Annotated in this window: 20 protein-coding genes and 1 tRNA gene; 20 read left to right on the forward strand and 1 reads right to left on the reverse strand. The window is 70.0% G+C overall.

Annotated elements, in window-relative coordinates; all coding sequences use genetic code 11:
* Positions 1 to 40 precede the first annotated feature (40 nt).
* Positions 41 to 112, reverse strand: a tRNA-Arg gene (locus AFM16_RS26550).
* Positions 113 to 217: 105 nt separating this feature from the next.
* Here AFM16_RS26550 and AFM16_RS26555 point away from each other — a divergent pair.
* The 20 genes from AFM16_RS26555 to atpE all read left to right on the forward strand — a co-directional run bounded on the left by AFM16_RS26555 (position 218) and on the right by atpE (position 22,365).
* Positions 218 to 712, forward strand: a complete 495-nt coding sequence (locus AFM16_RS26555) for a response regulator (protein WP_078637103.1) — start codon at positions 218 to 220, stop codon at positions 710 to 712.
* A 108-nt stretch (positions 713 to 820) separates the two neighbouring features.
* A complete protein-coding gene (nrtL, locus tag AFM16_RS26560; RefSeq protein WP_078634840.1) occupies positions 821 to 1,834 on the forward strand; it encodes an ArgS-related anticodon-binding protein NrtL in 1,014 nt (337 codons plus the stop codon).
* A gap of 23 nt (positions 1,835 to 1,857) precedes the next feature.
* On the forward strand, positions 1,858 to 3,249 hold the full coding sequence (gene lysA / locus AFM16_RS26565; protein ID WP_078634841.1) for a diaminopimelate decarboxylase: 1,392 nt from the start codon (positions 1,858 to 1,860) through the stop codon (positions 3,247 to 3,249).
* Between the two features lie 191 nt (positions 3,250 to 3,440).
* Positions 3,441 to 4,733: a homoserine dehydrogenase gene (locus AFM16_RS26570; RefSeq protein WP_030784577.1), complete on the forward strand. Its 1,293-nt coding sequence runs from the start codon at positions 3,441 to 3,443 to the stop codon at positions 4,731 to 4,733.
* A gap of 6 nt (positions 4,734 to 4,739) precedes the next feature.
* Positions 4,740 to 5,798 (forward strand): threonine synthase, encoded by a 1,059-nt coding sequence (gene thrC / locus AFM16_RS26575; RefSeq protein ID WP_030784581.1) that lies wholly within the window; start codon positions 4,740 to 4,742, stop codon positions 5,796 to 5,798.
* A gap of 405 nt (positions 5,799 to 6,203) precedes the next feature.
* Entirely contained in the window at positions 6,204 to 7,148 is a 945-nt protein-coding gene (gene thrB / locus AFM16_RS26580; protein ID WP_030784583.1) for a homoserine kinase, read from the forward strand.
* A 404-nt stretch (positions 7,149 to 7,552) separates the two neighbouring features.
* A complete protein-coding gene (gene rho, locus AFM16_RS26585) occupies positions 7,553 to 9,583 on the forward strand; it encodes a transcription termination factor Rho (RefSeq protein ID WP_078634842.1) in 2,031 nt (676 codons plus the stop codon).
* 156 nt (positions 9,584 to 9,739) lie between these two features.
* Positions 9,740 to 11,530: a trypsin-like serine protease gene (locus AFM16_RS26590; protein ID WP_078634843.1), complete on the forward strand. Its 1,791-nt coding sequence runs from the start codon at positions 9,740 to 9,742 to the stop codon at positions 11,528 to 11,530.
* Positions 11,531 to 11,697: 167 nt separating this feature from the next.
* Positions 11,698 to 12,813 carry an LCP family protein gene (locus AFM16_RS26595; protein ID WP_078634844.1) on the forward strand — a complete coding sequence of 372 codons (1,116 nt, stop codon included), beginning with the start codon at positions 11,698 to 11,700 and terminating at the stop codon, positions 12,811 to 12,813.
* 172 nt (positions 12,814 to 12,985) lie between these two features.
* Positions 12,986 to 13,210 (forward strand): 50S ribosomal protein L31, encoded by a 225-nt coding sequence (gene rpmE / locus AFM16_RS26600; RefSeq protein ID WP_030784595.1) that lies wholly within the window; start codon positions 12,986 to 12,988, stop codon positions 13,208 to 13,210.
* A 124-nt stretch (positions 13,211 to 13,334) separates the two neighbouring features.
* Positions 13,335 to 14,411, forward strand: a complete 1,077-nt coding sequence (prfA, locus tag AFM16_RS26605) for a peptide chain release factor 1 (RefSeq protein ID WP_030784598.1) — start codon at positions 13,335 to 13,337, stop codon at positions 14,409 to 14,411.
* A gap of 36 nt (positions 14,412 to 14,447) precedes the next feature.
* Positions 14,448 to 15,293 carry a peptide chain release factor N(5)-glutamine methyltransferase gene (gene prmC, locus AFM16_RS26610; protein ID WP_030784601.1) on the forward strand — a complete coding sequence of 282 codons (846 nt, stop codon included), beginning with the start codon at positions 14,448 to 14,450 and terminating at the stop codon, positions 15,291 to 15,293.
* 64 nt (positions 15,294 to 15,357) lie between these two features.
* Positions 15,358 to 16,005, forward strand: coding sequence for an L-threonylcarbamoyladenylate synthase (locus AFM16_RS26615; RefSeq protein ID WP_030784604.1), 648 nt, complete (start codon positions 15,358 to 15,360; stop codon positions 16,003 to 16,005).
* Complete coding sequence (locus AFM16_RS26620) at positions 16,002 to 16,682, forward strand: arsenate reductase/protein-tyrosine-phosphatase family protein (protein WP_030784607.1); 681 nt, start codon at positions 16,002 to 16,004, stop codon at positions 16,680 to 16,682. Before AFM16_RS26615 ends, AFM16_RS26620 begins: the two co-directional genes overlap by 4 nt.
* 97 nt (positions 16,683 to 16,779) lie before the next feature.
* Positions 16,780 to 18,018 (forward strand): serine hydroxymethyltransferase, encoded by a 1,239-nt coding sequence (gene glyA / locus AFM16_RS26625; protein ID WP_078634845.1) that lies wholly within the window; start codon positions 16,780 to 16,782, stop codon positions 18,016 to 18,018.
* Positions 18,019 to 18,180: 162 nt separating this feature from the next.
* Positions 18,181 to 19,485 carry an MraY family glycosyltransferase gene (locus AFM16_RS26630; protein ID WP_078634846.1) on the forward strand — a complete coding sequence of 435 codons (1,305 nt, stop codon included), beginning with the start codon at positions 18,181 to 18,183 and terminating at the stop codon, positions 19,483 to 19,485.
* A 311-nt stretch (positions 19,486 to 19,796) separates the two neighbouring features.
* On the forward strand, positions 19,797 to 20,132 hold the full coding sequence (locus AFM16_RS26635) for a hypothetical protein (protein ID WP_245177810.1): 336 nt from the start codon (positions 19,797 to 19,799) through the stop codon (positions 20,130 to 20,132).
* A gap of 428 nt (positions 20,133 to 20,560) precedes the next feature.
* The gene (locus tag AFM16_RS26640) at positions 20,561 to 21,016 is read left to right on the forward strand and encodes a Cg1360 family ATP-synthase-associated protein (RefSeq protein ID WP_078634848.1); all 456 of its coding nucleotides are present in this window, start codon (positions 20,561 to 20,563) and stop codon (positions 21,014 to 21,016) included.
* Between the two features lie 225 nt (positions 21,017 to 21,241).
* Positions 21,242 to 22,063: a F0F1 ATP synthase subunit A gene (atpB, locus tag AFM16_RS26645; RefSeq protein WP_030784621.1), complete on the forward strand. Its 822-nt coding sequence runs from the start codon at positions 21,242 to 21,244 to the stop codon at positions 22,061 to 22,063.
* Positions 22,064 to 22,134: 71 nt separating this feature from the next.
* Positions 22,135 to 22,365, forward strand: coding sequence for an ATP synthase F0 subunit C (gene atpE, locus AFM16_RS26650; protein ID WP_030784624.1), 231 nt, complete (start codon positions 22,135 to 22,137; stop codon positions 22,363 to 22,365).
* The last annotated feature ends 24 nt before the right edge of the window (positions 22,366 to 22,389 follow it).

Below are 22,389 nucleotides of genomic sequence, written 5' to 3' on the forward strand. Positions count from 1 at the left end.
TCTCTGCTGGTCACGGGGTCTTTAGGCACCTCAGAAGGGGTGCCCCCGGCAGGATTCGAACCTGCGCACACGGCTCCGGAGGCCGTTGCTCTATCCCCTGAGCTACGGGGGCGTGTCGGCCGGTTGGTGTTGCTCGCGGCGACGGGTAGAACACTACCAGCTTGGTCGGGGTGGTCATGAACGGGTTTCCGGGGGGTGTCCCCCGCACGGGGTGGAAGTGGGGAAAACCCGGACGCGGTGGCCGGTGCGGACCTACTCTCGAGTTGTGTCAGGCGCGTCGGGCCGGGTGCTTGTTGTGGACGACAACAAGGTCATCCGGCAGCTGATCAGGGTCAATCTCGAGCTGGAGGGCCTCGAGGTCGTGACCGCATCCGATGGTGCCGAGTGTCTGGATGTCGTTCATCAGGTGCGACCGGATGTCGTCACCCTCGATGTCGTCATGCCTCGACTGGACGGTCTGCGGACCGCCGCTCGGCTGCGTTCCGATCCGAGGACGCGTGACCTTCCCCTCGCCATCATCAGTGCGTGTACGCAGTACGAGGTCGAGACCGGGCTCGAGGCCGGCGTTGACGCGTTTCTCTCCAAGCCGTTCGAGCCGCATCAACTTGTCGCCCTTGTCAAGCAGTTGTTGACCGAGGGGCGGTCAGGGAGTGGTGTCCTCGGGGGTGGAGGGCTTGGGCTCGCCGCCGGGCAGGGGGGTATCCCCGAATAGGCGGCGCCCAGGCGGCTTCCTCCGCTCGCCTCACCCCCACCGTCCACATCCCGGGACCACCCCAAACCGGCTCGCGTACCCACCCCCCTCCTCCCCTACGCTGGTCCCGTGACCCCCGTCGAGCTCTCCCGTACCGTGCTGGGCGCGGTGCGTCGTGCCGTGGATGCCGGAGAGCTCAGGGTCGCCGTACCCGAGCGGGTCGTCGTCGCGCCGCCCGGGGCCGGAGGCGTGGGGGACTACGCCACCAGCATCGCCCTCCAACTCGCCCGGCCCGCCGGACAACCCCCCTTGCGCGTCGCCGAGCTGCTGCGGTCGCACCTCGTCGACGCCGACGGCATCGCCGGCGTCGAGATCACCGGGCCCGGCTTCCTCAACATCCGGCTCGATCAGAACGTTGGAACCGCGCTCGTGCGGCGGATCCTCGACGAAGGGGCGGCGCGGTACGGGCACAGTGACACCCTCGTCGGTCAGGTCTACGTGTTGCGTGTGCCGTACGAGATCCGTGCCGAGGTCGTCGCCGACGTGCTCGCCCGGATGGTCGCCTCGCAAGGAGCGCGAGTCGAGATCCAGCAGCAGGAGCTTCAAAAAGACGACACGCACGAGACCCTCGACGTCCGACCCGTCCCCGCCCCCCAAGACCCCACCCCCCTCGGCCCCGACGCCGCCCGCTGGGCCCTGCTCCACCCCGCCCCGTCCGACCGGCCCCGTATCACCGCCGATCACCTCGTCCAGCGGGAGGTCAACCCCCTCTTCCGGGTCCGTTACGCCCACGCCCGCACCCGGGCCGTCGTTTGTAACGCCGCCGACCTCGGCATCGCCGTCGTGCCCGGACCCGAAGCGCCATTTCTTCCTCTTCTCACCGACTACCCCCGCATCCTCACCACCGCCGCCCCCCTCCCTCGTCTCCCCCGTGCCGACGCCATCGCCGCCCCCGCCCGCCTCGCGCGGCATCTGGTCGCCGTCGCCGACGCCGTACTCGATCTGCTCCCCGGCACCCTGCCCCGGGGGGACGAGAAACCCATGGCCGCCCACCGCGCCCGGCTCGCGCTCGCCGAAGCCGCCGGGACGGTGCTGGCCGGTGGCCTGTCCCTGCTCGGCATCGACGCACCCGACCATCTCTGAGAGAGCTGAGAGAGCACGCCCAGATGAGCCGTTCCGCCCACCCCGCCGGGCCCCGCCACGCCGATGTCCTCCCCGAGGGCCACTACTCCGCACCGCCCGCAGACCTCAACGCGCTCGACGCGAAGGTCTGGGCGCAGACCGTCAGCCGCGACGAGCACGGGGTCGTCACCGTCGGCGGTGTCGACGTCAAGGCGCTCGCCGAGGAGCACGGCACGCCCGCCTACGTCCTGGACGAGAGCGACTTCCGGGCCCGCGCCCGTGCCTGGCGCACCGCCTTCGGGGCCGACGCCGACGTCTTCTACGCCGGCAAGGCGTTCCTGTCCCGGGCCGTCGTGCGCTGGCTGCACGAGGAGGGGCTGAACCTCGACGTCTGCTCCGGCGGCGAACTCGCCACCGCCCTGTCCGCCGGGATGCCCGCCGACCGCATCGCGCTGCACGGCAACAACAAGTCCACGCAGGAGATCGAGCGGGCGATCCGCGCCGGCGTCGGACGGATCGTGCTCGACTCCTTCCAGGAGATCGTGCGGGTCGCGCACATCGCGCAGTCCCTCGGCAAGCGGCAGCGGGTGCAGATCCGGATCACCGTCGGCGTCGAGGCGCACACCCACGAGTTCATCGCGACCGCCCACGAGGACCAGAAGTTCGGGATCCCGCTGGCCGGCGGGCAGGCCGCGGAGGCCGTGCGGCGGGCGCTGAAGCTCGACGGTCTGGAGCTGATCGGGATCCATTCCCACATCGGGTCGCAGATCTTCGACATGTCCGGCTTCGAGGTCGCCGCGCACCGGGTCGTCGGGCTGCTCAAGGCCATCCGTGACGAGCACGGCGTCGAGCTGCCGGAGATCGACCTCGGCGGCGGGCTCGGCATCGCGTACACGAGCGCCGACGACCCGCGCGAGCCGCACGAGATCGCCAAGGCGCTCACCGAGATCGTCACCCGTGAGTGTGAGGCGGCGCGGCTGCGGACGCCGCGGATCTCCGTCGAGCCGGGGCGCGCGATCGTCGGGCCGACGGCGTTCACGCTGTACGAGGTCGGCACCGTCAAGCCGCTGGACGGGCTGCGTACGTACGTCTCCGTCGACGGCGGGATGTCGGACAACATCCGCACCGCGCTCTACGACGCCGAGTACAGCGTGGCGCTCGTCTCCCGCACCTCGGATGCGCCCCCGATGCTCGCGCGGGTCGTCGGCAAGCACTGCGAGAGCGGGGACATCGTGGTGAAGGACGCGTTCCTGCCGGGGGATCTGGCGCCGGGCGACCTGATCGCCGTACCGGCGACGGGCGCGTACTGCCGGTCGATGGCGAGCAACTACAACCATGTGCCGCGGCCGCCGGTGGTCGTGGTGGCCGACGGTGCGTCGCGGGTGATCGTGCGCCGGGAGACGGAGGAGGATCTGCTGCGGCTCGACGTCGGGTGAGCGAACGGCCCACAGGAAACCCCACAGGAAACCCCACAGGAAAGCCCGGGGGAAATCTTTCGTCCCGGCGGGCCGTGGAAATGAAATACATGTCTCACGATCCGGACCAAGGGCAGAAACTGCGGTCCGGTGAGTGAGACTGGACCAACCGTACTGGACCAGCCGTAGACGGTATGAGGAAACGAGGTCGGATGATGCGTACGCGTCCGCTGAAGGTGGCGCTGCTGGGCTGTGGAGTGGTCGGCTCAGAGGTGGCGCGCATCATGACGACGCACGCCGACGACCTCGCCGCGAGGATCGGCGCCCCGGTGGAGCTCGCGGGCGTGGCCGTACGGCGGCCCTCCCGGGTCCGTGAGGGCATCGACCCCGCGCTCGTCACCACCGACGCGACCGCCCTGGTCAAACGCGGGGACATCGACGTCGTCGTCGAGGTCATCGGCGGTATCGAACCGGCCCGCACCCTCATCACCAGCGCCTTCGAGCACGGCGCCTCCGTCGTCTCCGCCAACAAGGCCCTCCTCGCCCAGGACGGCGCCGCCCTGCACGCGGCCGCCGGCGAGCACGGCCGGGACCTCTACTACGAGGCTGCCGTCGCCGGCGCCATCCCGCTGATCCGGCCGCTGCGCGAGTCCCTCGCCGGCGACAAGATCAACCGGGTGATGGGCATCGTCAACGGCACGACCAACTTCATCCTCGACAAGATGGACTCCACGGGCGCCGGCTACCAGGAGGCCCTCGACGAGGCCACCGCCCTCGGCTACGCGGAGGCCGATCCGACCGCCGACGTCGAGGGCTTCGACGCCGCCGCCAAGGCCGCCATCCTCGCCGGGATCGCCTTCCACACGCGCGTGCGCCTCGACGACGTCTACCGCGAGGGCATGACCGAGGTCACCGCGGCCGACTTCGCCTCCGCCAAGGAGATGGGCTGCACCATCAAGCTGCTCGCCATCTGCGAGCGGGCGGCCGACGGGGGATCCGTGACCGCGCGGGTGCACCCCGCCATGATTCCGCTGAGCCACCCGCTCGCCTCGGTGCGCGGGGCCTACAACGCCGTGTTCGTCGAGTCGGACGCGGCCGGGCAGCTCATGTTCTACGGCCCCGGCGCCGGCGGTGCTCCCACCGCCTCCGCCGTGCTCGGCGACCTGGTCGCCGTCTGCCGCAACCGGCTCAGCGGGGCGACGGGGCCCGGCGAGTCGGCGTACGCCGCCCTGCCGGTGTCGCCCATGGGCGAGGTCGTCACGCGCTACCACATCAGCCTGGACGTGGCCGACAAACCGGGCGTTCTCGCCCAGGTGGCCACCGTGTTCGCGGAGCACGGGGTGTCCATCGATACGGTGCGCCAGCAGGGCAAGGACGGCGAGGCCTCCCTGGTCGTCGTCACCCACCGCGCGTCCGACGCCTCCCTCACCGGGACCGTCGAGGCGCTGCGCAAGCTCGACACCGTGCGGGGTGTCGCCAGCATCATGCGGGTTGAAGGAGAGTAACCAGCAATGACCCACCAGTGGCGCGGAATCATCGAGGAGTACCGGGACCGGCTGCCGGTATCCGACAGCACGCCCGTCGTGACGCTCCGCGAGGGCGGCACGCCCCTCGTGCCCGCGCAGGTGCTCTCCGAGCGCACGGGCTGCGAGGTCCACCTGAAGGTGGAGGGCGCCAACCCGACCGGGTCCTTCAAGGACCGCGGTATGACCATGGCCATCACCCGGGCCAAGGAGGAGGGCGCGCAGGCCGTCATCTGCGCCTCCACCGGCAACACCTCCGCCTCCGCCGCCGCGTACGCGGTGCGGGCCGGGATGGTCTCCGCCGTGCTGGTGCCGCGCGGGAAGATCGCGCTCGGCAAGATGGGCCAGGCCCTGATCCACGGCGCCAAGATCCTCCAGGTGGACGGCAATTTCGACGACTGCCTCACCCTCGCCCGTGAGCTGAGCGACAACTACCCGGTGGCGCTGGTCAATTCGGTCAACCCGGTGCGTATCGAGGGCCAGAAGACGGCCGCGTTCGAGATCGTGGACATGCTGGGCGACGCCCCGGACGTCCATGTCCTGCCGGTCGGCAACGCGGGCAACATCACCGCGTACTGGAAGGGCTACACGGAGTACGCGGCCGACGGCGTCGCCGCGCGCAAGCCCCGTATGTGGGGCTTCCAGGCGTCCGGCAGCGCCCCGATCGTGCGCGGCGAGGTCGTCAAGGACCCGTCGACGATCGCCACCGCCATCCGGATCGGCAACCCGGCGTCCTGGGCGCACGCGCTGGCCGCGCGGGAGGAGTCCGGCGGGTTCATCGACGAGGTGACGGACCGTGAGATCCTGCGCGCTTACCGGCTGTTGGCCGCTCAGGAGGGCGTCTTCGTGGAGCCCGCGTCCGCCGCGTCGGTGGCCGGTCTGCTGAAGGCCGCCGAGCAGGGCAAGGTCGACCCGGGCCAGACGATCGTCTGCACGGTCACCGGCAACGGCCTCAAGGACCCGGACTGGGCCGTCGCCGGCGCCCCGCAGCCGGTCACCGTGCCGGTCGACGCGGCGACGGCGGCCCAGCGCCTCGGTCTGGCGTAGAGCGTCCGGGGTCATACGGACGACCCGTCGCCCGCGCGACCCCGGACCGCTCGTGCGCGACCGTGCGTGAGCTGTGCACGACCCATGAGCGACCCGGCGGGGGATTCCCCCGCCGGGGGTGCACGGGGGGCTTACGACACGCATCGTGCGCCTCCTGTGCGCCCTATGTCGCCGCAGAACCTTCCTTCGATAGGCTGTACCGAACCCGCCCGCCGCATATGCCGCAGTGCCGTGCGTCGTCCGCGCGCCGGCTCCGCCGTCGGCGCCAGGGCCCTCACCCACCCCCTCGGCTGTCATGCGACAGTCTCGACACACCCCGACCGTCACGACGCCCCGACCGTCACGACATCCCGACAGTCACGCAGCTCAGCGACAGTCCCGCAGCTCAAGGAGAGTCATCGCGAGATGGCCGGTCCCGCCTTCCGCGCCGCCGCCGTACGGGTGCGCGTCCCCGCCACCAGCGCCAACCTCGGCCCGGGCTTCGACGCCTTCGGCCTCGCGCTGGGGCTCTACGACGACGTCGTCGTCCGGGTGGCCGACTCCGGGCTGCACATCGACATCGCGGGTGAGGGCAGCGAGACGCTGCCGCGCGACGAGAAGCACCTCCTCGTCCGCTCCCTGCGCACCGCCTTCGACGTCCTGGGCGGTCAGCCGCGCGGCCTCGAGATCGTCTGCGCCAACCGCATCCCGCACGGCCGGGGCCTCGGTTCCTCCTCCGCCGCGATCTGCGCCGGCATCGTCGCCGCGCGCGCGGTGACCATAGGCGGCGAGAGCAAGCTCGACGACACCGCGCTGCTGGAGCTGGCCACCGAGATCGAGGGCCACCCGGACAACGTCGCGGCCTGTCTGCTCGGCGGATTCACCTTGTCCTGGATGGAGTCGGGCGCCGCGCGCGCGATCAGGATGGAGCCCGACGATTCCATCGTTCCGGTGGTTTTCGTCCCCGGTAAGCCGGTCCTGACCGAGACGGCGCGCGGACTCCTCCCGCGCTCCGTGCCGCACGTCGACGCCGCCGCCAACGCGGGCCGTGCCGCCCTGCTCGTCGAGGCGCTGACCAACCGCCCCGAACTGCTGCTGCCCGCCACCGAGGACCGGCTGCACCAGGAGTACCGCGCCCCCGCCATGCCGGAGAGCGCCGCCCTGGTGGAGCGGCTGCGCGGCGACGGGATCCCCGCGGTCATCTCCGGTGCCGGGCCCACCGTGATGGCGCTCGCCGACGCCGGTACGGCCGACAAGGTCGAGGCCCTGGCGGGCACGGACTGGGCGGCGAACCGGCTGGCCCTGGACCTCGAGGGGGCGAGCGTGCTGCCGCTCGCGCCGGTGGGTGACACGCGTTCCGGCGACATTTAGTGCACGGTTGCCGGATTTCGAGAGGGGGAATGTTTGTTGGATCCGGTAGTGTTAACCTCAAGTCTGCACCCGACCCCACCATGGCGAGGTGCTTCGTGTCCCCGTCCGGGACAGACATTCTTCCGGGAGCTCCCCAAGCCGCACTGCGTTCCGTATGTCGTATCTGGGCAGTACGCCGTACACCGACGCTGAGCGGTCTGCAGGGCACGCTCCGGAATCGGTGCTACCACGCCTCGTGACACTCGATGCCACGGATCGTCGGGGAAGCACCATCACCAGCAAATTTTCCTCCGCCGCTTTGAGCGGACCACCGCCCGGCTTCGCCTCAGCAAGGACCGAAGTCGGACAGCACAACCGGTCGCCGAGCCAGACAGGCCGACGTCCGCTCCAGGGAAGGACCCTTCGTGAGCGACACCACCGATCTGATGGGCGCACGTGTCGAGGAGACCGCTGCCGCGCCCGCCACGGACGCCTCCGCGCCTGCCGGCGGTGCCGGCTCCCGGCGGCGCCGCGGTACCGGCCTCGAGGGCATGGTGCTGGCGGAGCTTCAGCAGGTAGCCTCCGGCCTCGGCATCAGGGGCACCGCGCGGATGCGCAAGAGCCAGCTGATCGAGGTCATCAAGGAGGCGCAGGCCGGTGGCGGCGCCGCGCCGGCGAAGGCCGACGCTCCGGCCGCCGAGACCAAGCCCAAGCGCCGCGCCACCTCCAAGGCGCGCACCGGTGACGAGTCCGCCGAGAAGAAGGCGGACGCTCCCAAGGCCGCCGAGGCCCCCGCCGAGAAGGCCGTGGCCCAGCAGCAGATCGAGATCCCCGGCCAGCCGGCCGGTGGCGCCCGCGCCGGTGACACCGAGCGCGGCGACGCCCCCGCCGAGCGCCGCCGTCGCCGCGCCACCGCCGAGGCGGGCAGCCCCGAGACGGTCGTCGCCGAGGCCAAGGCCGAGACCAGGACCGAGGCGCCCGCGCAGCCGCAGGGCGACGCCAAGACCGCCGAGGGCGAGGCCGACGGCCGTCGCCGGGACCGCCGTGAGCGCGGCCGCGACCGTGACCGCAGCGGCGACCGTGACCGCGGTGGCGACCGCGGCGACCGCCGTGGCAAGGGCGACGAGCAGCAGGGCGGCGGCCAGCAGCGCGGTCAGCAGACCCAGCAGCAGAGCCGTCAGGACCGCAACTCCGGCCCGCAGGACGACGACGACTTCGACGGCGGCCGCCGTGGCCGCCGTGGCCGCTACCGTGACCGCCGCGGCCGTCGCGGGCGCGACGAGATCGGCACCGCCGAGCCGCAGCTCGCCGACGACGACGTCCTGATCCCCGTCGCGGGCATCCTGGACATCCTCGACAACTACGCGTTCATCCGGACCTCCGGCTACCTGCCCGGCCCGAACGACGTGTACGTCTCCCTCGCCCAGGTCCGCAAGAACGGCCTGCGCAAGGGCGACCACATCACCGGCGCGGTCCGCCAGCCCAAGGAGGGCGAGCGCCGCGAGAAGTTCAACGCGCTGGTGCGCCTGGACTCCGTCAACGGCATGGCGCCCGAACACGGCCGCGGCCGCCCGGAGTTCAACAAGCTGACCCCGCTCTACCCGCAGGACCGCCTCCGTCTGGAGACGGACCCGGGCGTGCTGACCACGCGGATCATCGACCTCGTGTCGCCGATCGGCAAGGGCCAGCGCGGTCTGATCGTGGCCCCGCCGAAGACCGGCAAGACCATGATCATGCAGGCGATCGCCAACGCGATCACGCACAACAACCCCGAGTGCCACCTGATGGTCGTCCTGGTCGACGAGCGTCCGGAAGAGGTCACCGACATGCAGCGGTCGGTGAAGGGCGAGGTCATCTCCTCGACCTTCGACCGCCCGGCCGAGGACCACACCACGGTCGCCGAGCTGGCCATCGAGCGCGCCAAGCGCCTGGTGGAGCTGGGCCACGACGTGGTCGTGCTGCTCGACTCGATCACGCGTCTGGGCCGTGCGTACAACCTCGCCGCCCCGGCCTCCGGCCGCATCCTGTCCGGTGGTGTCGACTCGACGGCCCTGTACCCGCCGAAGCGCTTCTTCGGTGCGGCCCGCAACATCGAGGACGGCGGCTCGCTGACCATCCTCGCCACCGCCCTGGTGGACACCGGGTCCCGCATGGACGAGGTGATCTTCGAGGAGTTCAAGGGCACCGGCAACATGGAGCTCAAGCTCGACCGGAAGCTCGCCGACAAGCGCATCTTCCCCGCGGTGGACGTCGACGCGTCCGGTACCCGCAAGGAGGAGATCCTGCTCGGTGCCGAGGAGCTGGGCATCGTATGGAAGCTGCGCCGGGTGCTGCACGCGCTCGACCAGCAGCAGGCGATCGAGCTGCTCCTCGACAAGATGAAGCAGACCAAGTCGAACGCCGAGTTCCTGATGCAGATCCAGAAGACGACGCCGTCGCCGGGCAACAACGACTGACGTCGCCCCGTACGCCGTAGAAGGGCCGCTCCCGATGCCGGGGGCGGCCCTTCGCGTTGTCGGTGGGCGTTGTTACGATCACGCCCTTCGGTCGGCCGTTCGGGCGCACCGATCCTGCACTTCTGATCCCGAGGGGGGACACGAGTGGGTACACGTATGTCCGGGGGCCGGCACAGACGCCGGATACGTCTCGTCCTGCCGGTCGTGGCGGCCACGCTCGCCGCGACCGTCGGCGGATTGCTCCTGACGTCGTCGGCCGACGCGGCCCCGGCGGTCCCGACGCCGGTGCGGAGCACGCCGTCGGCCGCCCAACTGGACGCGCGGCTGTCGACGGCCCTCGCCGGCGACGACATCGCGGGGGAGACGTCCTCGAAGGCGTCCCTGAGCGCGAGCACGGGGTCCGCCACCGTCGACCCGAAGGTCATCGGCGGTTCGACGACCACCATCACCAACGCGCCCTGGATGGCGCAGCTCTGGTACGGCGACGACCGCGGCACCAGCACCACCGCCGACGACATCGGCTTCTTCTGCGGCGGCGCCGTGGTCGCGCCGACGAAGATCCTCACCGCCGCGCACTGCGTCAAGGGCTACAACTGGAAGGCCCACGGCGTCGTCGTCACCGGCACCGCGCAGCTCCCGTCGGAGGACGCGGGCGGCGACGTCGACCTGCACGGCGGCACCGTGAGCGGTGTCTGGCGGCAGTGGAACTACCCGTCGTACAACGCCGCCACCATCGACAACGACATCGCGCTGCTGACCCTGCCGAACCCGGTCAAGGCGAAGCCGATCCCGATGACGACGGCCGGTGACACCGCCTCGTACGCGGCGAACACCGCGGCGAAGGTCTACGGCTGGGGACGCACCACGTCCACGAACGAGAACATCTCCGACGTGCTGAAGACGGCCACCCTGCCGATCCAGTCCAACGCGACCTGCTCGGGCTTCTATGAGGCGGACTTCATCGCGGGGCACATGGTGTGCGCGGGCACCCCGGCCTCCGGCTCGGACACCGGCACCACCTCGGCCTGCAACGGCGACTCCGGCGGCCCGCTGGTGGTCGGCGGCAAGATCGTGGGTGTCGTCTCCTGGGGTGTCAGGGACTGCGTGAAGCAGGGCGCGTACAGCGTCTTCACCAAGGTCACCACGTACGTCGGCGCGACCTACCCGCGGATCGACGACACCGAGATCACCGGTGACAACTACGCCGACGTGTGGGTGCGCAACTCCTCCACCAAGACCGGCTACCACCTGCCCTCCAAGGGCGGTTCGCTCGGTTCCCGGGCGTCCTGGGGCTCGTACTCGGCCTGGAACCTGGTGGTGCAGGCCGACCTCAACCGGGACGGCTACCAGGACCTGATCCAGCGCCGCACCTCCGACGGTGACGTCTACTGGCGGCACTACGTGCCGTCCACCGACAGCTGGGTGAGCAACCTGCTGGCCGACAACTGGAAGACCCGCCGGGCGATCGTCGCCCCCGGTGACGTCACCGGCGACACCCTGCCGGACGTCGTGTCCGTCGACTCCGCGGGTGTGGTGTGGATCTACCCGGGCAAGGGCGACGGGAAGCTGGGGAGCCGGATCCAGGCCGCCACCAACTGGACGCAGTACGACATCGTGCGCGGCCACGGCGACTTCAACGGCGACGGCCGTGCCGACCTGATCGTCCGCAACAAGAGCACCGGCGCCGTCTACCTCTACCGGGGCACCGGCAAGGCCGGCACGGGCGCCTTCGCGGCCCGTCTCAAGGTCGCCACGTGGCCCACCACGACGTACAACGTCTTCGACACCGTCGGGGACGTCAACGGCGACGGCAAGGCCGATCTGCTGACCCGTACGCCGGGCGGCACGCTGTACCTCTACAAGGGCACCGGCAAGAACACCAGCGCGATCTTCGCCACACGCGTGTCGCTCGGTACCGGTTTCAAGACGTACGACCTGTTCGGCTGATTTCGGCCCTTTACGCAGGTGAGCCGGGTCCGCCCGGCCCTCTGGAAACGCTCCGTGATCGAATCCTCGCGATTCGGTCACGGAGCGTCGTGCAACCGCCGTTCGAGTTTCCCCGTCTGACCAGGCGGAGTGACGATGGTGAGGTTCGCACGAGAACAGAGGAGCACATGACCGCCGAGAGCACACCGGAGCCCGGCATACCGGGGGAGGCCGACAGCGGCCCGCGCCACCGCCGGGAGCGGGGCAGGCGCAAGGGACTGCTGGTGATGGCCTGGACGGCCGCGGGGATCGTGATCCTCGGCGGCACCGGCGCCGGCTATCTGTACTTCAAGCTCAACGGCAACATCAGAAGCGTCGACATCAATCAGGCGCTCGGCACCGACCGGCCCGACAAGGCGGACAACGGCTCCGAGAACATCCTGGTCCTGGGCTCGGACACCCGCTCCGGCGCCAACAAGAAGCTCGGCGGCGGCACCGACGACGGCAGCGCCCGCTCCGACACCGCGATGATCGTCCACGTCTACGAGGGCCACAAGAAGGCCAGCGTGGTCTCCGTCCCGCGCGACACCCTGATCGACCGCCCCGAGTGCACCGACACCCAGGGCGTCACCCATGACGCGGCACGCGGCGTGATGTTCAACTCGGCCTACTCCACGGGCGGCGCCGCCTGCGCGGTGAAGACCGTCGAGTCGATGAGCGGCATCCGGATGGACCACTACCTCGAGGTCGACTTCGCGGGCTTCGAGAAGCTCATCGACGAACTCGGCGGCGTCGAGGTCACCACCACCAAGGCCATCGACGACCCCGACAGCCATCTCGAGCTGACGGCCGGCACCCACACCCTCACCGGCGAGCAGGCCCTCGGCCTGGTCCGCACCCGGCACGGCGTCGGCGACGGCTCCGACCTCGGCCGCATCCAGCTCCAGCAGGCGTTCATCAAGGCGCTCGTCGAGCAGGTCCGCGAGGTCGGCCTGTTCACCAGCCCGAAGAAGCTGTACGACCTCGCCGACACCGCCACCAAGGCGGTCACCACCGACTCCGACCTCGGCTCGGTGAAGACCCTGATGTCCTGGGCGTCAGGACTCAAGGGCATCAAGGCGTCGAACATGCACATGGTCACCCTGCCGGTCCGCTACGACCCCGCCGACCCCAACCGGGTCGTCGTCTCGGAGACCAAGGCGGAGCAGGTCTGGACGGCCCTCAAGAACGACCGGCCGATCCCGAGGGAGGCCACCGAGGGCAACGCCACGGGCGAGGCGGACGGCGTCGTCACCGCGTCGTAGAGACCGCGGGACGGGCCGCGGGACGGATCGGGGACGGACCGCGGGAATAGATCACCCCGCACCCCGGTTTTGGGGGATGGCGCCAGTCCTGGCAGACTGGTACGTCGGCTCCGGTTCACGCTCCCGTATCCCGCGGCGGCGACCCGGCGCCCTCCCGAAACTAGGAGACACCTTGAAGCGCGACATCCACCCCGAGTACGTCGAGACGCAGGTGAGCTGCACCTGCGGCGCGTCGTTCACCACCCGCAGCACGATCGACAGCGGCACCATCCGCGCCGACGTCTGCTCCGAGTGCCACCCGTTCTACACGGGCAAGCAGAAGATCCTCGACACCGGTGGCCGTGTGGCCCGCTTCGAGGCCCGCTTCGGCAAGGCTGCCGCCGGCTCCTCGAAGTAGCGAGCCCCTTTTCGCCGGTCCACGGCCGTGCCCCTGCGGGGTGCGCCGGGACCGGCGTTTTTGGTCGCCCGCCTTCCCCTTCCCGCGCGGCAACACGCGCACGCCAGCAGTACAGGAGCCCAAGATGTTCGAGGCCGTCGAAGACCTCCTCGGTGAACACGCCGATCTGGAGAAGAAGCTCGCCGACCCGTCGGTCTTCGCCGACCAGGCCAACGCGCGCAAGCTCAACAAGCGGTACGCCGAGCTGACCCCGATCGTCGCCACCTACCGCTCCTGGAAGCAGACCGGCGACGACATCGAGACCGCCCGCGAGTTCGCCGCCGACGACCCCGACTTCGCCGCCGAGGTCAAGGTGCTCGACCGGCAGCGCGAGGAACTCACGGAGAAGCTGCGCCTCCTCCTCGTCCCGCGCGACCCGAGCGACGACAAGGACGTCATCCTGGAGATCAAGGCGGGCGCGGGCGGCGACGAGTCGGCCCTGTTCGCCGGCGACCTGCTGCGCATGTACCTGCGCTACGCCGAGCGCGTCGGCTGGAAGACCGAGATCATCGACGCCACCGAGTCCGAGCTGGGCGGCTACAAGGACGTCCAGGTCGCCGTGAAGACCAAGGGCGGCCAGGGCGCCACCGAGCCCGGCCAGGGCGTGTGGGCGCGGATGAAGTACGAGGGCGGGGTGCACCGGGTGCAGCGCGTCCCGGCGACCGAGTCGCAGGGCCGCATCCACACCTCCGCCGCCGGTGTCCTCGTCACGCCCGAGGCGGAGGAGGTCGACGTCGAGATCAACCCGAACGACCTCCGCATCGACGTCTACCGGTCCTCCGGGCCCGGCGGACAGTCCGTGAACACCACCGACTCCGCCGTGCGCATCACGCACATTCCCACCGGAGTCGTCGCTTCCTGCCAGAACGAGAAGAGCCAGCTTCAGAACAAGGAGCAGGCGATGCGTATCCTGCGCTCCAGGCTGCTCGCGGCGGCGCAGGAGGAGGCGGAGCGGGAGGCCGCCGACGCCCGCCGCAGCCAGGTCCGCACCGTCGACCGCTCCGAGAAGATCCGTACCTACAACTTCCCGGAGAACCGCATCTCGGACCACCGCGTCGGCTTCAAGGCGTACAACCTGGACCAGGTCCTGGACGGCGACCTCGACGCGGTGATCCAGGCATGCGTCGACGCGGACTCGGCCGCGAAGCTCGCAGCCGCGTAAGGCTGTGCACGCTCGAGTACGACACGGAGGACTTGCGTGAACCTGCTGCTCGCAGAGGTGGCCCAGGCCACCCAGCGGCTGGCCGACGCCGGCGTGCCCTCGCCGCGCAACGACGCGGAGGAGCTGGCCGCGTTCGTGCACGGCGTGAAGCGCGGTGAACTCCACTCCGTGAAGGACTCCGACTTCGACGCCCGGTACTGGGAGGTCATCGCCCGGCGCGAGCAGCGCGAGCCGCTCCAGCACATCACCGGGCGGGCCTACTTCCGGTACCTGGAGCTCCAGGTCGGCCCCGGAGTCTTCGTGCCGCGCCCCGAGACCGAGTCGGTCGTCGGCTGGGCCATAGACGCGGTCCGCGCCATGGACGTCGTCGAGCCGTGCATCGTCGACCTGTGCACCGGCTCCGGCGCCATCGCGCTCGCCCTCGCCCAGGAGGTGCCGCGCTCGCGCGTGCACGCCGTGGAGCTGTCCGAGGACGCCCTGGTGTGGACCCGCAAGAACATGCAGGGCTCCAGGGTCGACCTGCGGCAGGGCAACGCCCTGGACGCCTTCCGGGACCTCGACGGCCAGGTCGACCTGGTCGTCTCCAACCCGCCGTACATCCCGCTCACCGAATGGGAGTACGTCGCTCCCGAGGCGCGGGACTACGACCCCGAGCTGGCCCTGTTCTCCGGCGAGGACGGCCTGGACCTGATCCGGGGCCTGGAACGCACCGCGCACCGGCTGCTGCGCCCCGGCGGTGTCGTCGTCGTCGAGCACGCCGACACCCAGGGCGGCCAGGTGCCGTGGATCTTCACCGAGGAGCGGGGCTGGGCCGACGCGGCCGACCACCCGGACCTCAACAACCGCCCCCGCTTCGCGACCGCCCGCCGGGCCATGCCGTGAACCCCCGGGCGCACACCCCCCAGACTTCCGTCCAGCAGTACGTGCACGAGGAGGCCCGCTAGACATGGCTCGGCGATACGACACCAACGACGCGACCGACCGTGTGACCGGTCTGCGCGAGGCCGCGTCCGCCGTCCGCCGTGGCGAGCTCGTGGTCCTCCCGACCGACACGGTGTACGGCATCGGCGCCGACGCGTTCACCAAGGAGGCCGTCGGCGATCTGCTGGAGGCCAAGGGCCGCGGCCGCAACATGCCCACGCCCGTCCTCATCGGCTCCCCGAACACGCTGCACGGCCTCGTCACGGACTTCTCCGAGCTGGCCTGGGAGCTGGTCGACGCCTTCTGGCCGGGCGCGCTCACGCTCGTCGCCCGGCACCAGCCGTCCCTCCAGTGGGACCTGGGCGACACCCGGGGCACGGTCGCCGTGCGCATGCCGCTGCACCCGGTCGCCATCGAGCTGCTCACCGAGGTCGGCCCGATGGCCGTCTCCTCCGCCAACCTCACCGGCCACCCGGCGCCGGAGAACTGCGACTTTGCCCAGGAGATGCTCGGCGACTCCGTCTCCGTCTACCTCGACGGCGGCCCCACCCCCGGCAACGTGCCGTCCTCGATCGTCGACGTCAGCCGCGAGGTGCCGGTGCTGCTGCGGGCGGGGGCGATCTCGGCGGACGAGCTGAGGAAGGTCGTACCCGACCTCGAGGTGGCGAATTGACAGCCCCTGACGCGGGGCGTGGCATAGGCAACGGGGAGCGCGCCGCGGAGATCACGACGACCTTCGTCGGACTGCCGCGCGACACCTTCCGCATCCTCCACGTCAGCACCGGCAACGTCTGCCGCTCGCCCATCACCGAGCGGCTGACCCGGCATTTCGTGTCGCAGCGGCTCGGGGTGCTGGGCGGCGGGCTGATCGTGGAGAGCGCGGGCACCTGGGGCCACGAGGGCGCGCCGATGGAGTCCAACGCGGAGACCGTGCTGGCCGACTTCGGCGCGGACGCCTCCGGCTTCACCGGGCGTGAGCTGCTCGACGAGCACGTCATCATGGCCGACCTGGTGCTGACCGCGACCCGCGACCACCGTGCCCAGGTCATCTCCATGGGGCACTCGGCGGGGCTGCGCACCTTCACGCTGAAGGAGTTCACCCGGCTGGTCAACGCGATCGACCCCGCGACGCTGCCGCCGCTGGAGGAGGGTGTCGTACGGCGGGCCCGGGCGCTGGTGCGGGCCGCGGCGGCGCTGCGGGGCTGGCTCCTCGCGCCGACGCTGGAGGCGGACGAGGTGTACGACCCGTACGGGGCGCCCCTGCCGTTCTTCCGCTCGATCGGGGACGAGATACATCAGGCGCTGGATCCGGTGGTGACGGCGCTGACGGGGGTTCCGGCGCGGATGTGACCCGGGGGCGGGGCCGCCCCTGCCGGAGGTGGGGCGCGGTGGGGCTGCGGCGGGCCTACATTGGACGTACGTCATTGTCGGCGCCTCGGAGTCCACCATGTCGGTCGTTCCCGTTCACGAGGCCGATGTTCTGCGTGGGCAGGACCCCGAGCTGGCGGAGATCCTGGACGGGGAGCGGGAGCGCCAGGCGACGTCGCTCCAGTTGATCGCCGCCGAGAACTTCACCTCGCCCGCCGTGCTGGCCGCGCTGGGCTCACCGCTGGCCAACAAGTACGCGGAGGGCTATCCGGGCGCCCGGCACCACGGCGGCTGTGAACTGGTCGACGTCGCCGAGCGGCTCGCCGTGGACCGCGCCAAGGCCCTCTTCGGGGCCGGCCACGCCAACGTACAGGCGCATTCCGGCTCGTCGGCCGTGCTGGCGGCGTACGCGGCGCTGCTGCGGCCCGGGGACACCGTCCTCGCCCTCGGGCTGCCCTACGGCGGGCATCTCACCCACGGGTCGCCGGCGAACTTCTCCGGGCGCTGGTTCGACTTCGTCCCCTACGGGGTGGACGCCGAGACCGGGCTGATCGACTACGAGCAGGTCCGCACCCTGGCCCGTACGCACCGGCCCAAGGCGATCGTGTGCGGTTCCATCGCCTACCCCCGCCATATCGACTACGCCCTCTTCCGGGAGGTCGCCGACGAGGTGGGCGCCCATCTGATCGCCGACGCCGCGCACCCGATCGGCCTGGTGGCCGGGGGAGCGGCGCCCAACCCCGTGCCGTACGCCGATGTCGTGTGCGCCACCACGCACAAGGTGCTGCGGGGTCCGCGCGGCGGGATGCTGCTGTGCGGCGCCGAACTGGCCGAGCGGGTGGACCGGGCCGTCTTCCCCTTCACGCAGGGCGGTGCGCAGATGCACACCGTCGCGGCGAAGGCGGTGGCGTTCGGGGAGGCGGCGACGCCCGCGTTCACCGTGTACGCCCATCAGGTCGTCGCCAACGCCAAGGTGCTCGCGGCCGGGCTCGCGGCCGAGGGGCTCGCCGTGACGACCGGTGGCACGGACACGCATCTGATCACCGCGGATCCGGCGCCGCTGGGTGTCGAGGGGCGGGCCGCGCGCGGGCTGCTGGCGGCCGCCGGGATCGTGCTGGACTGCTGCGCGCTGCCGCACGCCCACGACCGCGGGCTGCGGCTGGGCACGGCGGCGGTGACCACACAGGGGATGCGGGAGGAGGAGATGGCCCGGATCGCGGCGCTGATCGCGGGGGTGCTCAGGAAGGAGACCGAGGTCACGAAGGCGCGGGCCCAGGTGCGGGAACTGACGGGCGCGTTCCCGCCGTATCCCGCCTGAAACGGGGTAGGCGCGCGGGTGGACGCGCCCCCGTGCGCCCGAAGCCACAGCCGCGCGTGCAACCATCGTCGCTACCCGGAAGTCCCCACACATATGCGCCGCGTCGGAGTCGATCGCTAGGGTGTGGGGCTGAGATGGCCAGCGAGATCTGTGGGGAAGCCCGTGCGTGAATACCTGCTGACGCTCTGCATCACGGCCGCGGTGACCTACCTGCTGACAGGGCCGGTACGGAAGTTCGCGATCGTGGCCGGAGCGATGCCGGAGATCAGGGCCCGTGACGTGCACCGGGAACCGACTCCGCGGCTCGGCGGTATCGCCATGTTCTTCGGGCTGTGCGCCGGTCTGCTGGTCGCGGACCACCTCACCAACCTCAACGAGGTCTTCGAGAAGTCCAACGAGCCGCGCGCCCTGCTCTCGGGCGCCGCCCTGATCTGGCTGATCGGCGTCCTGGACGACAAGTTCGAGATCGACGCGCTGATCAAGCTGGGCGGCCAGATGATCGCCGCCGGCGTGATGGTCATGCAGGGTCTGACGATCCTGTGGCTGCCCATCCCGGGCGTCGGCACGGTGGCGCTCACCCAGTGGCAGGGCACCCTGCTGACCGTGGCCCTGGTCGTGATCACCATCAACGCGGTGAACTTCGTGGACGGCCTCGACGGCCTCGCCGCCGGCATGGTGTGCATCGCGTCGGCCGCGTTCTTCATGTACGCCTACCGCATCTGGTACTCGTACGGCATCGAGGCCGCCGCCCCGGCGACGCTGTTCGCGGCGATCCTTATGGGCATGTGCCTGGGCTTCCTGCCGCACAACATGCACCCGGCGCGGATCTTCATGGGCGACTCGGGCTCGATGCTGATCGGGCTGGTGCTGGCGGCGGGCGCGATCTCGGTCACCGGCCAGGTCGACCCGGACCTGATGAACCTCTACACGAACTCCGAGCGCAGCGCGGTCCACCAGATGGTGCCGGTCTACATCCCGCTCGTGATGCCGCTCACGATCATCGCGATCCCGGCCGCCGACCTGATCCTGGCGATCGTCCGCCGGACCTGGCGCGGTCAGTCGCCGTTCGCCGCGGACCGCGGGCATCTGCACCACCGTCTGCTGGAGATCGGCCACTCGCACAGCCGCGCGGTCCTGATCATGTACTTCTGGTCGGGCCTGATCGCCTTCGGCACCCTGGCCTACTCCGTCAACGCGGGCGCCATGTGGATCGTCCTCGGCGTCGTCTTCCTCAGCGCCCTGGGCCTGGTACTCCTCCTCCTGCCCCGCTTCACCCCACGGGCGCCGCGCTGGGCGGAGGCGTTCATTCCCCCGCGCTACCGCCGACGTGGGGCCGTCGTGGAGCCCGAGCCGGCGGCGCCGCCCACGGCTGCCGTCGAGGAAGAGCCCCGCACTCCCGTCGCCGCCGGTGCGATGCGCGCCAATGGGGCCACGGCGCTCAGCGCGCGTACCCGCAGCCGCCCGTAGAACGGGCCGCCGTGACGCTGCCTTCTCGCGGGGCGAGGTTGGCCAAAAGTTCCCTCTGAGGTAATTGAGGCAAAAGGTGAAGGCTGGACCAAGCCTGTGACCAGTGCCCTTCCCTTTCGCTGAATTCGTTCCTCTGGACAGCTCTCCGGCGCACAAGTGCGGAATGAGTCGTACCGGTGGGGAATGGCGGCGTTGTGCCGTGCATATGCGTTTGTGACCGCTGAGCGGGGTGATCTAGGGTTTCGGGCCGAGGCGACGCGTTCATGACCAGGACGCATTACGTCGCCTCTGCTTACCGAAACGGAGGGAACATGCGTAAATTCGTCAGCGGGATCGCGGCGATGGTGGCGCTGAGTGGTTCGCTCGGCGTCTTGGGTGCGACCCAGGCGGTGGCCCAGCCGCAGGCTGCCCAGGCCGCGCAGGCGGTCCAGGCTGCCGACTGCGTCAAGCTGGTCGACACCTACACCAAGAGGTTCAACCGGTACGTCAAGGTGAAGAACTCCTGTGCCCGGACCGCGTGTTTCAGCGTCACGGTGGCCGCCCGCCGGGACCCGGAATTCAGCATCGGCCGGAACAAGACGCAGAGCTTCGCCTATGGCGGAGTTCTGTGGACCGAAGCGAGCGGCGTCAAGAACATCGACTGCTGAAACGCGGCACGAATGAGTGAGGACTGCCACGTCGGCTCGCACCGCGTGTGACGGTCCGGCCCTGTGCCCCGGTGGGAGCCGCTTTCCCGCCGGGGCGCAGGTGTGTCCGGAGGGGCGGCGGATGGCGGCCCGCAAGGTAAGAGTCTGACTAGAGCATTGCCAAATCATGAGGGAACGAACCGGTCCAATATCAGACACATGGGCCGCGTTCCTGCACAGACGCGCGCCTTCACTCTCATGTGTGACAGTGGGCACACCCTCAGGTAAAGACCTCATCAAATAGTTTGTGATACCGTTCACGAGAACTCCCCGGACAGAGCCGAAGGGCCCGAAGTGCGAAGGCCCACCGGTGTGAGGTTCTCTCTCAGCCCGGGACTACGCTCGTCCATGACGACACCCCTGCCCCCCTTGAAAGCGGAGTTGCCGCCATGCCGTCCAACGACGTCCGGATCCTGGCCCAGGCCGCCGTGCCCACAGCCGCCGTCGGCGCTATCGCCGCCGTCGTCAGTGGCGTGGTCGCCGGCGGCGAGGGAGCCCTCGGAGCCGTCGTCGCCACGGTCCTGGTCATCGCGTTCATGGGCCTCGGGATGTACGTCCTGAACCGCACCGCCCGATCGCTGCCGCACCTGTTCCAGGCGATGGGCCTCATGCTCTACGCGGCGCAGATCCTGTTGCTGTTCATCTTCCTCGCCGCGTTCAAGGACACCACGCTCTTCAACCCCCGGGCCTTCGCCATCACGCTCGTCGTCGGCACCCTCGCTTGGATCGCCGCACAGACGCGCGCGCACATGAAGGCCAAGATCCTCTACGTCGAACCCGAATCGGGCTCCACCACGACCTCCTCGAAGGGCGAGAAGCCCGAAAACTCGGGGCACTCGTCGTGAGGGGTAGGGCCGGTATAAAGACGTCTGAGAGATCCTGCTATCGTCCGGTGCCAACTGCGGCATCGCGGGCGCGGGCATCCGAGCTGACGCCTGTTCAATCGCGAGGCGAGATGCCCCCAAGCCGCCCCCACATCCGTAACACCAGTCCAGTGCCGAACCGCGGCCGCGCGCCGCGCCGACACAACGAGGTTGCCGTACCTATGCGCCACGCTGAAGGAGCCCGCGGTGAGTGCTGACCCGACGCAGGTGCTCGCCTTCGAGACCGACTGCCACATCTTCGACGGCTGTGGTTTTCCGGCCCCCGGCCTGCACTCGTTCCTGTTCGAACCCATCTGGGGTGACGGGGACAGCAACTTGTACTTCAACAAGACCATGCTGCTCGCCCTGCTCGGTTCGGTCATCGTCGTCGGCTTCTTCTGGGCCGCCTTCCGCAAGCCGAAGGTCGTGCCCGGCAAGCTCCAGATGGTCGCCGAGGCGGGTTACGACTTCATCCGGCGCGGTGTCGTGTACGAGACCATCGGCAAGAAGGAGGGCGAGAAGTACGTTCCGCTGATCGTCTCGCTGTTCTTCTTCGTCTGGATGATGAACCTCTGGTCGATCATCCCGCTCGCCCAGTTCCCGGTGACGGCGATCATCGCGTACCCCGCCGTACTCGCCCTGATCGTCTACGTCCTGTGGGTCTCGCTGACCTTCAAGCGTCACGGCTTCGTCGGGTTCTTCAAGAACGTCACCGGTTACGACAAGTCGCTCGGTGCGGTGCTGCCGCTCGCGATGCTCATCGAGTTCTTCTCGAACCTGCTGGTGCGCCCCTTCACGCACGCGGTGCGACTCTTCGCGAACATGTTCGCCGGTCACACCCTGCTGCTGCTCTTCACGATCGCGAGCTGGTACCTGCTGAACGGCATCGGCATCGCCTACGCCGGCGTCAGCTTCATCATGACGATCGTGATGACGGCCTTCGAGCTGTTCATCCAGGCGCTGCAGGCGTACGTGTTCGTGCTCCTGACGTGCACCTACATCCAGGGCGCCCTGGCCGAGCACCACTGAGCGCCCTCGTACACCCCTTGATCGTCCGGTGGCCAACCCCCACCGGTCCGTAAAGAAAAGGAAGAACTGGCATGTCCCAGACCCTTGCCGCTGTCACCGGCTCGCTCGGCTCCATCGGTTACGGCCTCGCTGCCATCGGCCCCGGCGTCGGCGTCGGCATCATCTTCGGTAACGGCACGCAGGCTCTCGCCCGCCAGCCCGAGGCGGCCGGCCTGATCCGCGCCAACCAGATCCTGGGCTTCGCCTTCTGTGAGGCGCTCGCCCTGATCGGTCTGGTCATGCCGTTCGTCTACGGCAAGTGATCTAGCGATCCACGACCAGCCGAC

This window comes from Streptomyces antibioticus (genome assembly GCF_002019855.1).
GTDB lineage: Bacteria > Actinomycetota > Actinomycetes > Streptomycetales > Streptomycetaceae > Streptomyces > Streptomyces antibioticus_B.

What these genes read in the sequence shown, in the direction of transcription:
- lysA (WP_078634841.1), top strand. Translation starts at nt 1,858, where the DNA reads ATGAGCCGTTCCGCCCACCCCGCCGGGCCCCGCCACGCCGATGTCCTC.
- AFM16_RS26570 (WP_030784577.1), top strand. Translation starts at nt 3,441, where the DNA reads ATGATGCGTACGCGTCCGCTGAAGGTGGCGCTGCTGGGCTGTGGAGTG.
- thrC (WP_030784581.1), top strand. Translation starts at nt 4,740, where the DNA reads ATGACCCACCAGTGGCGCGGAATCATCGAGGAGTACCGGGACCGGCTG.
- thrB (WP_030784583.1), top strand. Translation starts at nt 6,204, where the DNA reads ATGGCCGGTCCCGCCTTCCGCGCCGCCGCCGTACGGGTGCGCGTCCCC.
- AFM16_RS26590 (WP_078634843.1), top strand. Translation starts at nt 9,740, where the DNA reads ATGTCCGGGGGCCGGCACAGACGCCGGATACGTCTCGTCCTGCCGGTC.
- AFM16_RS26595 (WP_078634844.1), top strand. Translation starts at nt 11,698, where the DNA reads ATGACCGCCGAGAGCACACCGGAGCCCGGCATACCGGGGGAGGCCGAC.
- prfA (WP_030784598.1), top strand. Translation starts at nt 13,335, where the DNA reads ATGTTCGAGGCCGTCGAAGACCTCCTCGGTGAACACGCCGATCTGGAG.
- AFM16_RS26615 (WP_030784604.1), top strand. Translation starts at nt 15,358, where the DNA reads ATGGCTCGGCGATACGACACCAACGACGCGACCGACCGTGTGACCGGT.
- glyA (WP_078634845.1), top strand. Translation starts at nt 16,780, where the DNA reads ATGTCGGTCGTTCCCGTTCACGAGGCCGATGTTCTGCGTGGGCAGGAC.
- AFM16_RS26635 (WP_245177810.1), top strand. Translation starts at nt 19,797, where the DNA reads ATGCGTAAATTCGTCAGCGGGATCGCGGCGATGGTGGCGCTGAGTGGT.
- AFM16_RS26640 (WP_078634848.1), top strand. Translation starts at nt 20,561, where the DNA reads ATGCCGTCCAACGACGTCCGGATCCTGGCCCAGGCCGCCGTGCCCACA.
- atpE (WP_030784624.1), top strand. Translation starts at nt 22,135, where the DNA reads ATGTCCCAGACCCTTGCCGCTGTCACCGGCTCGCTCGGCTCCATCGGT.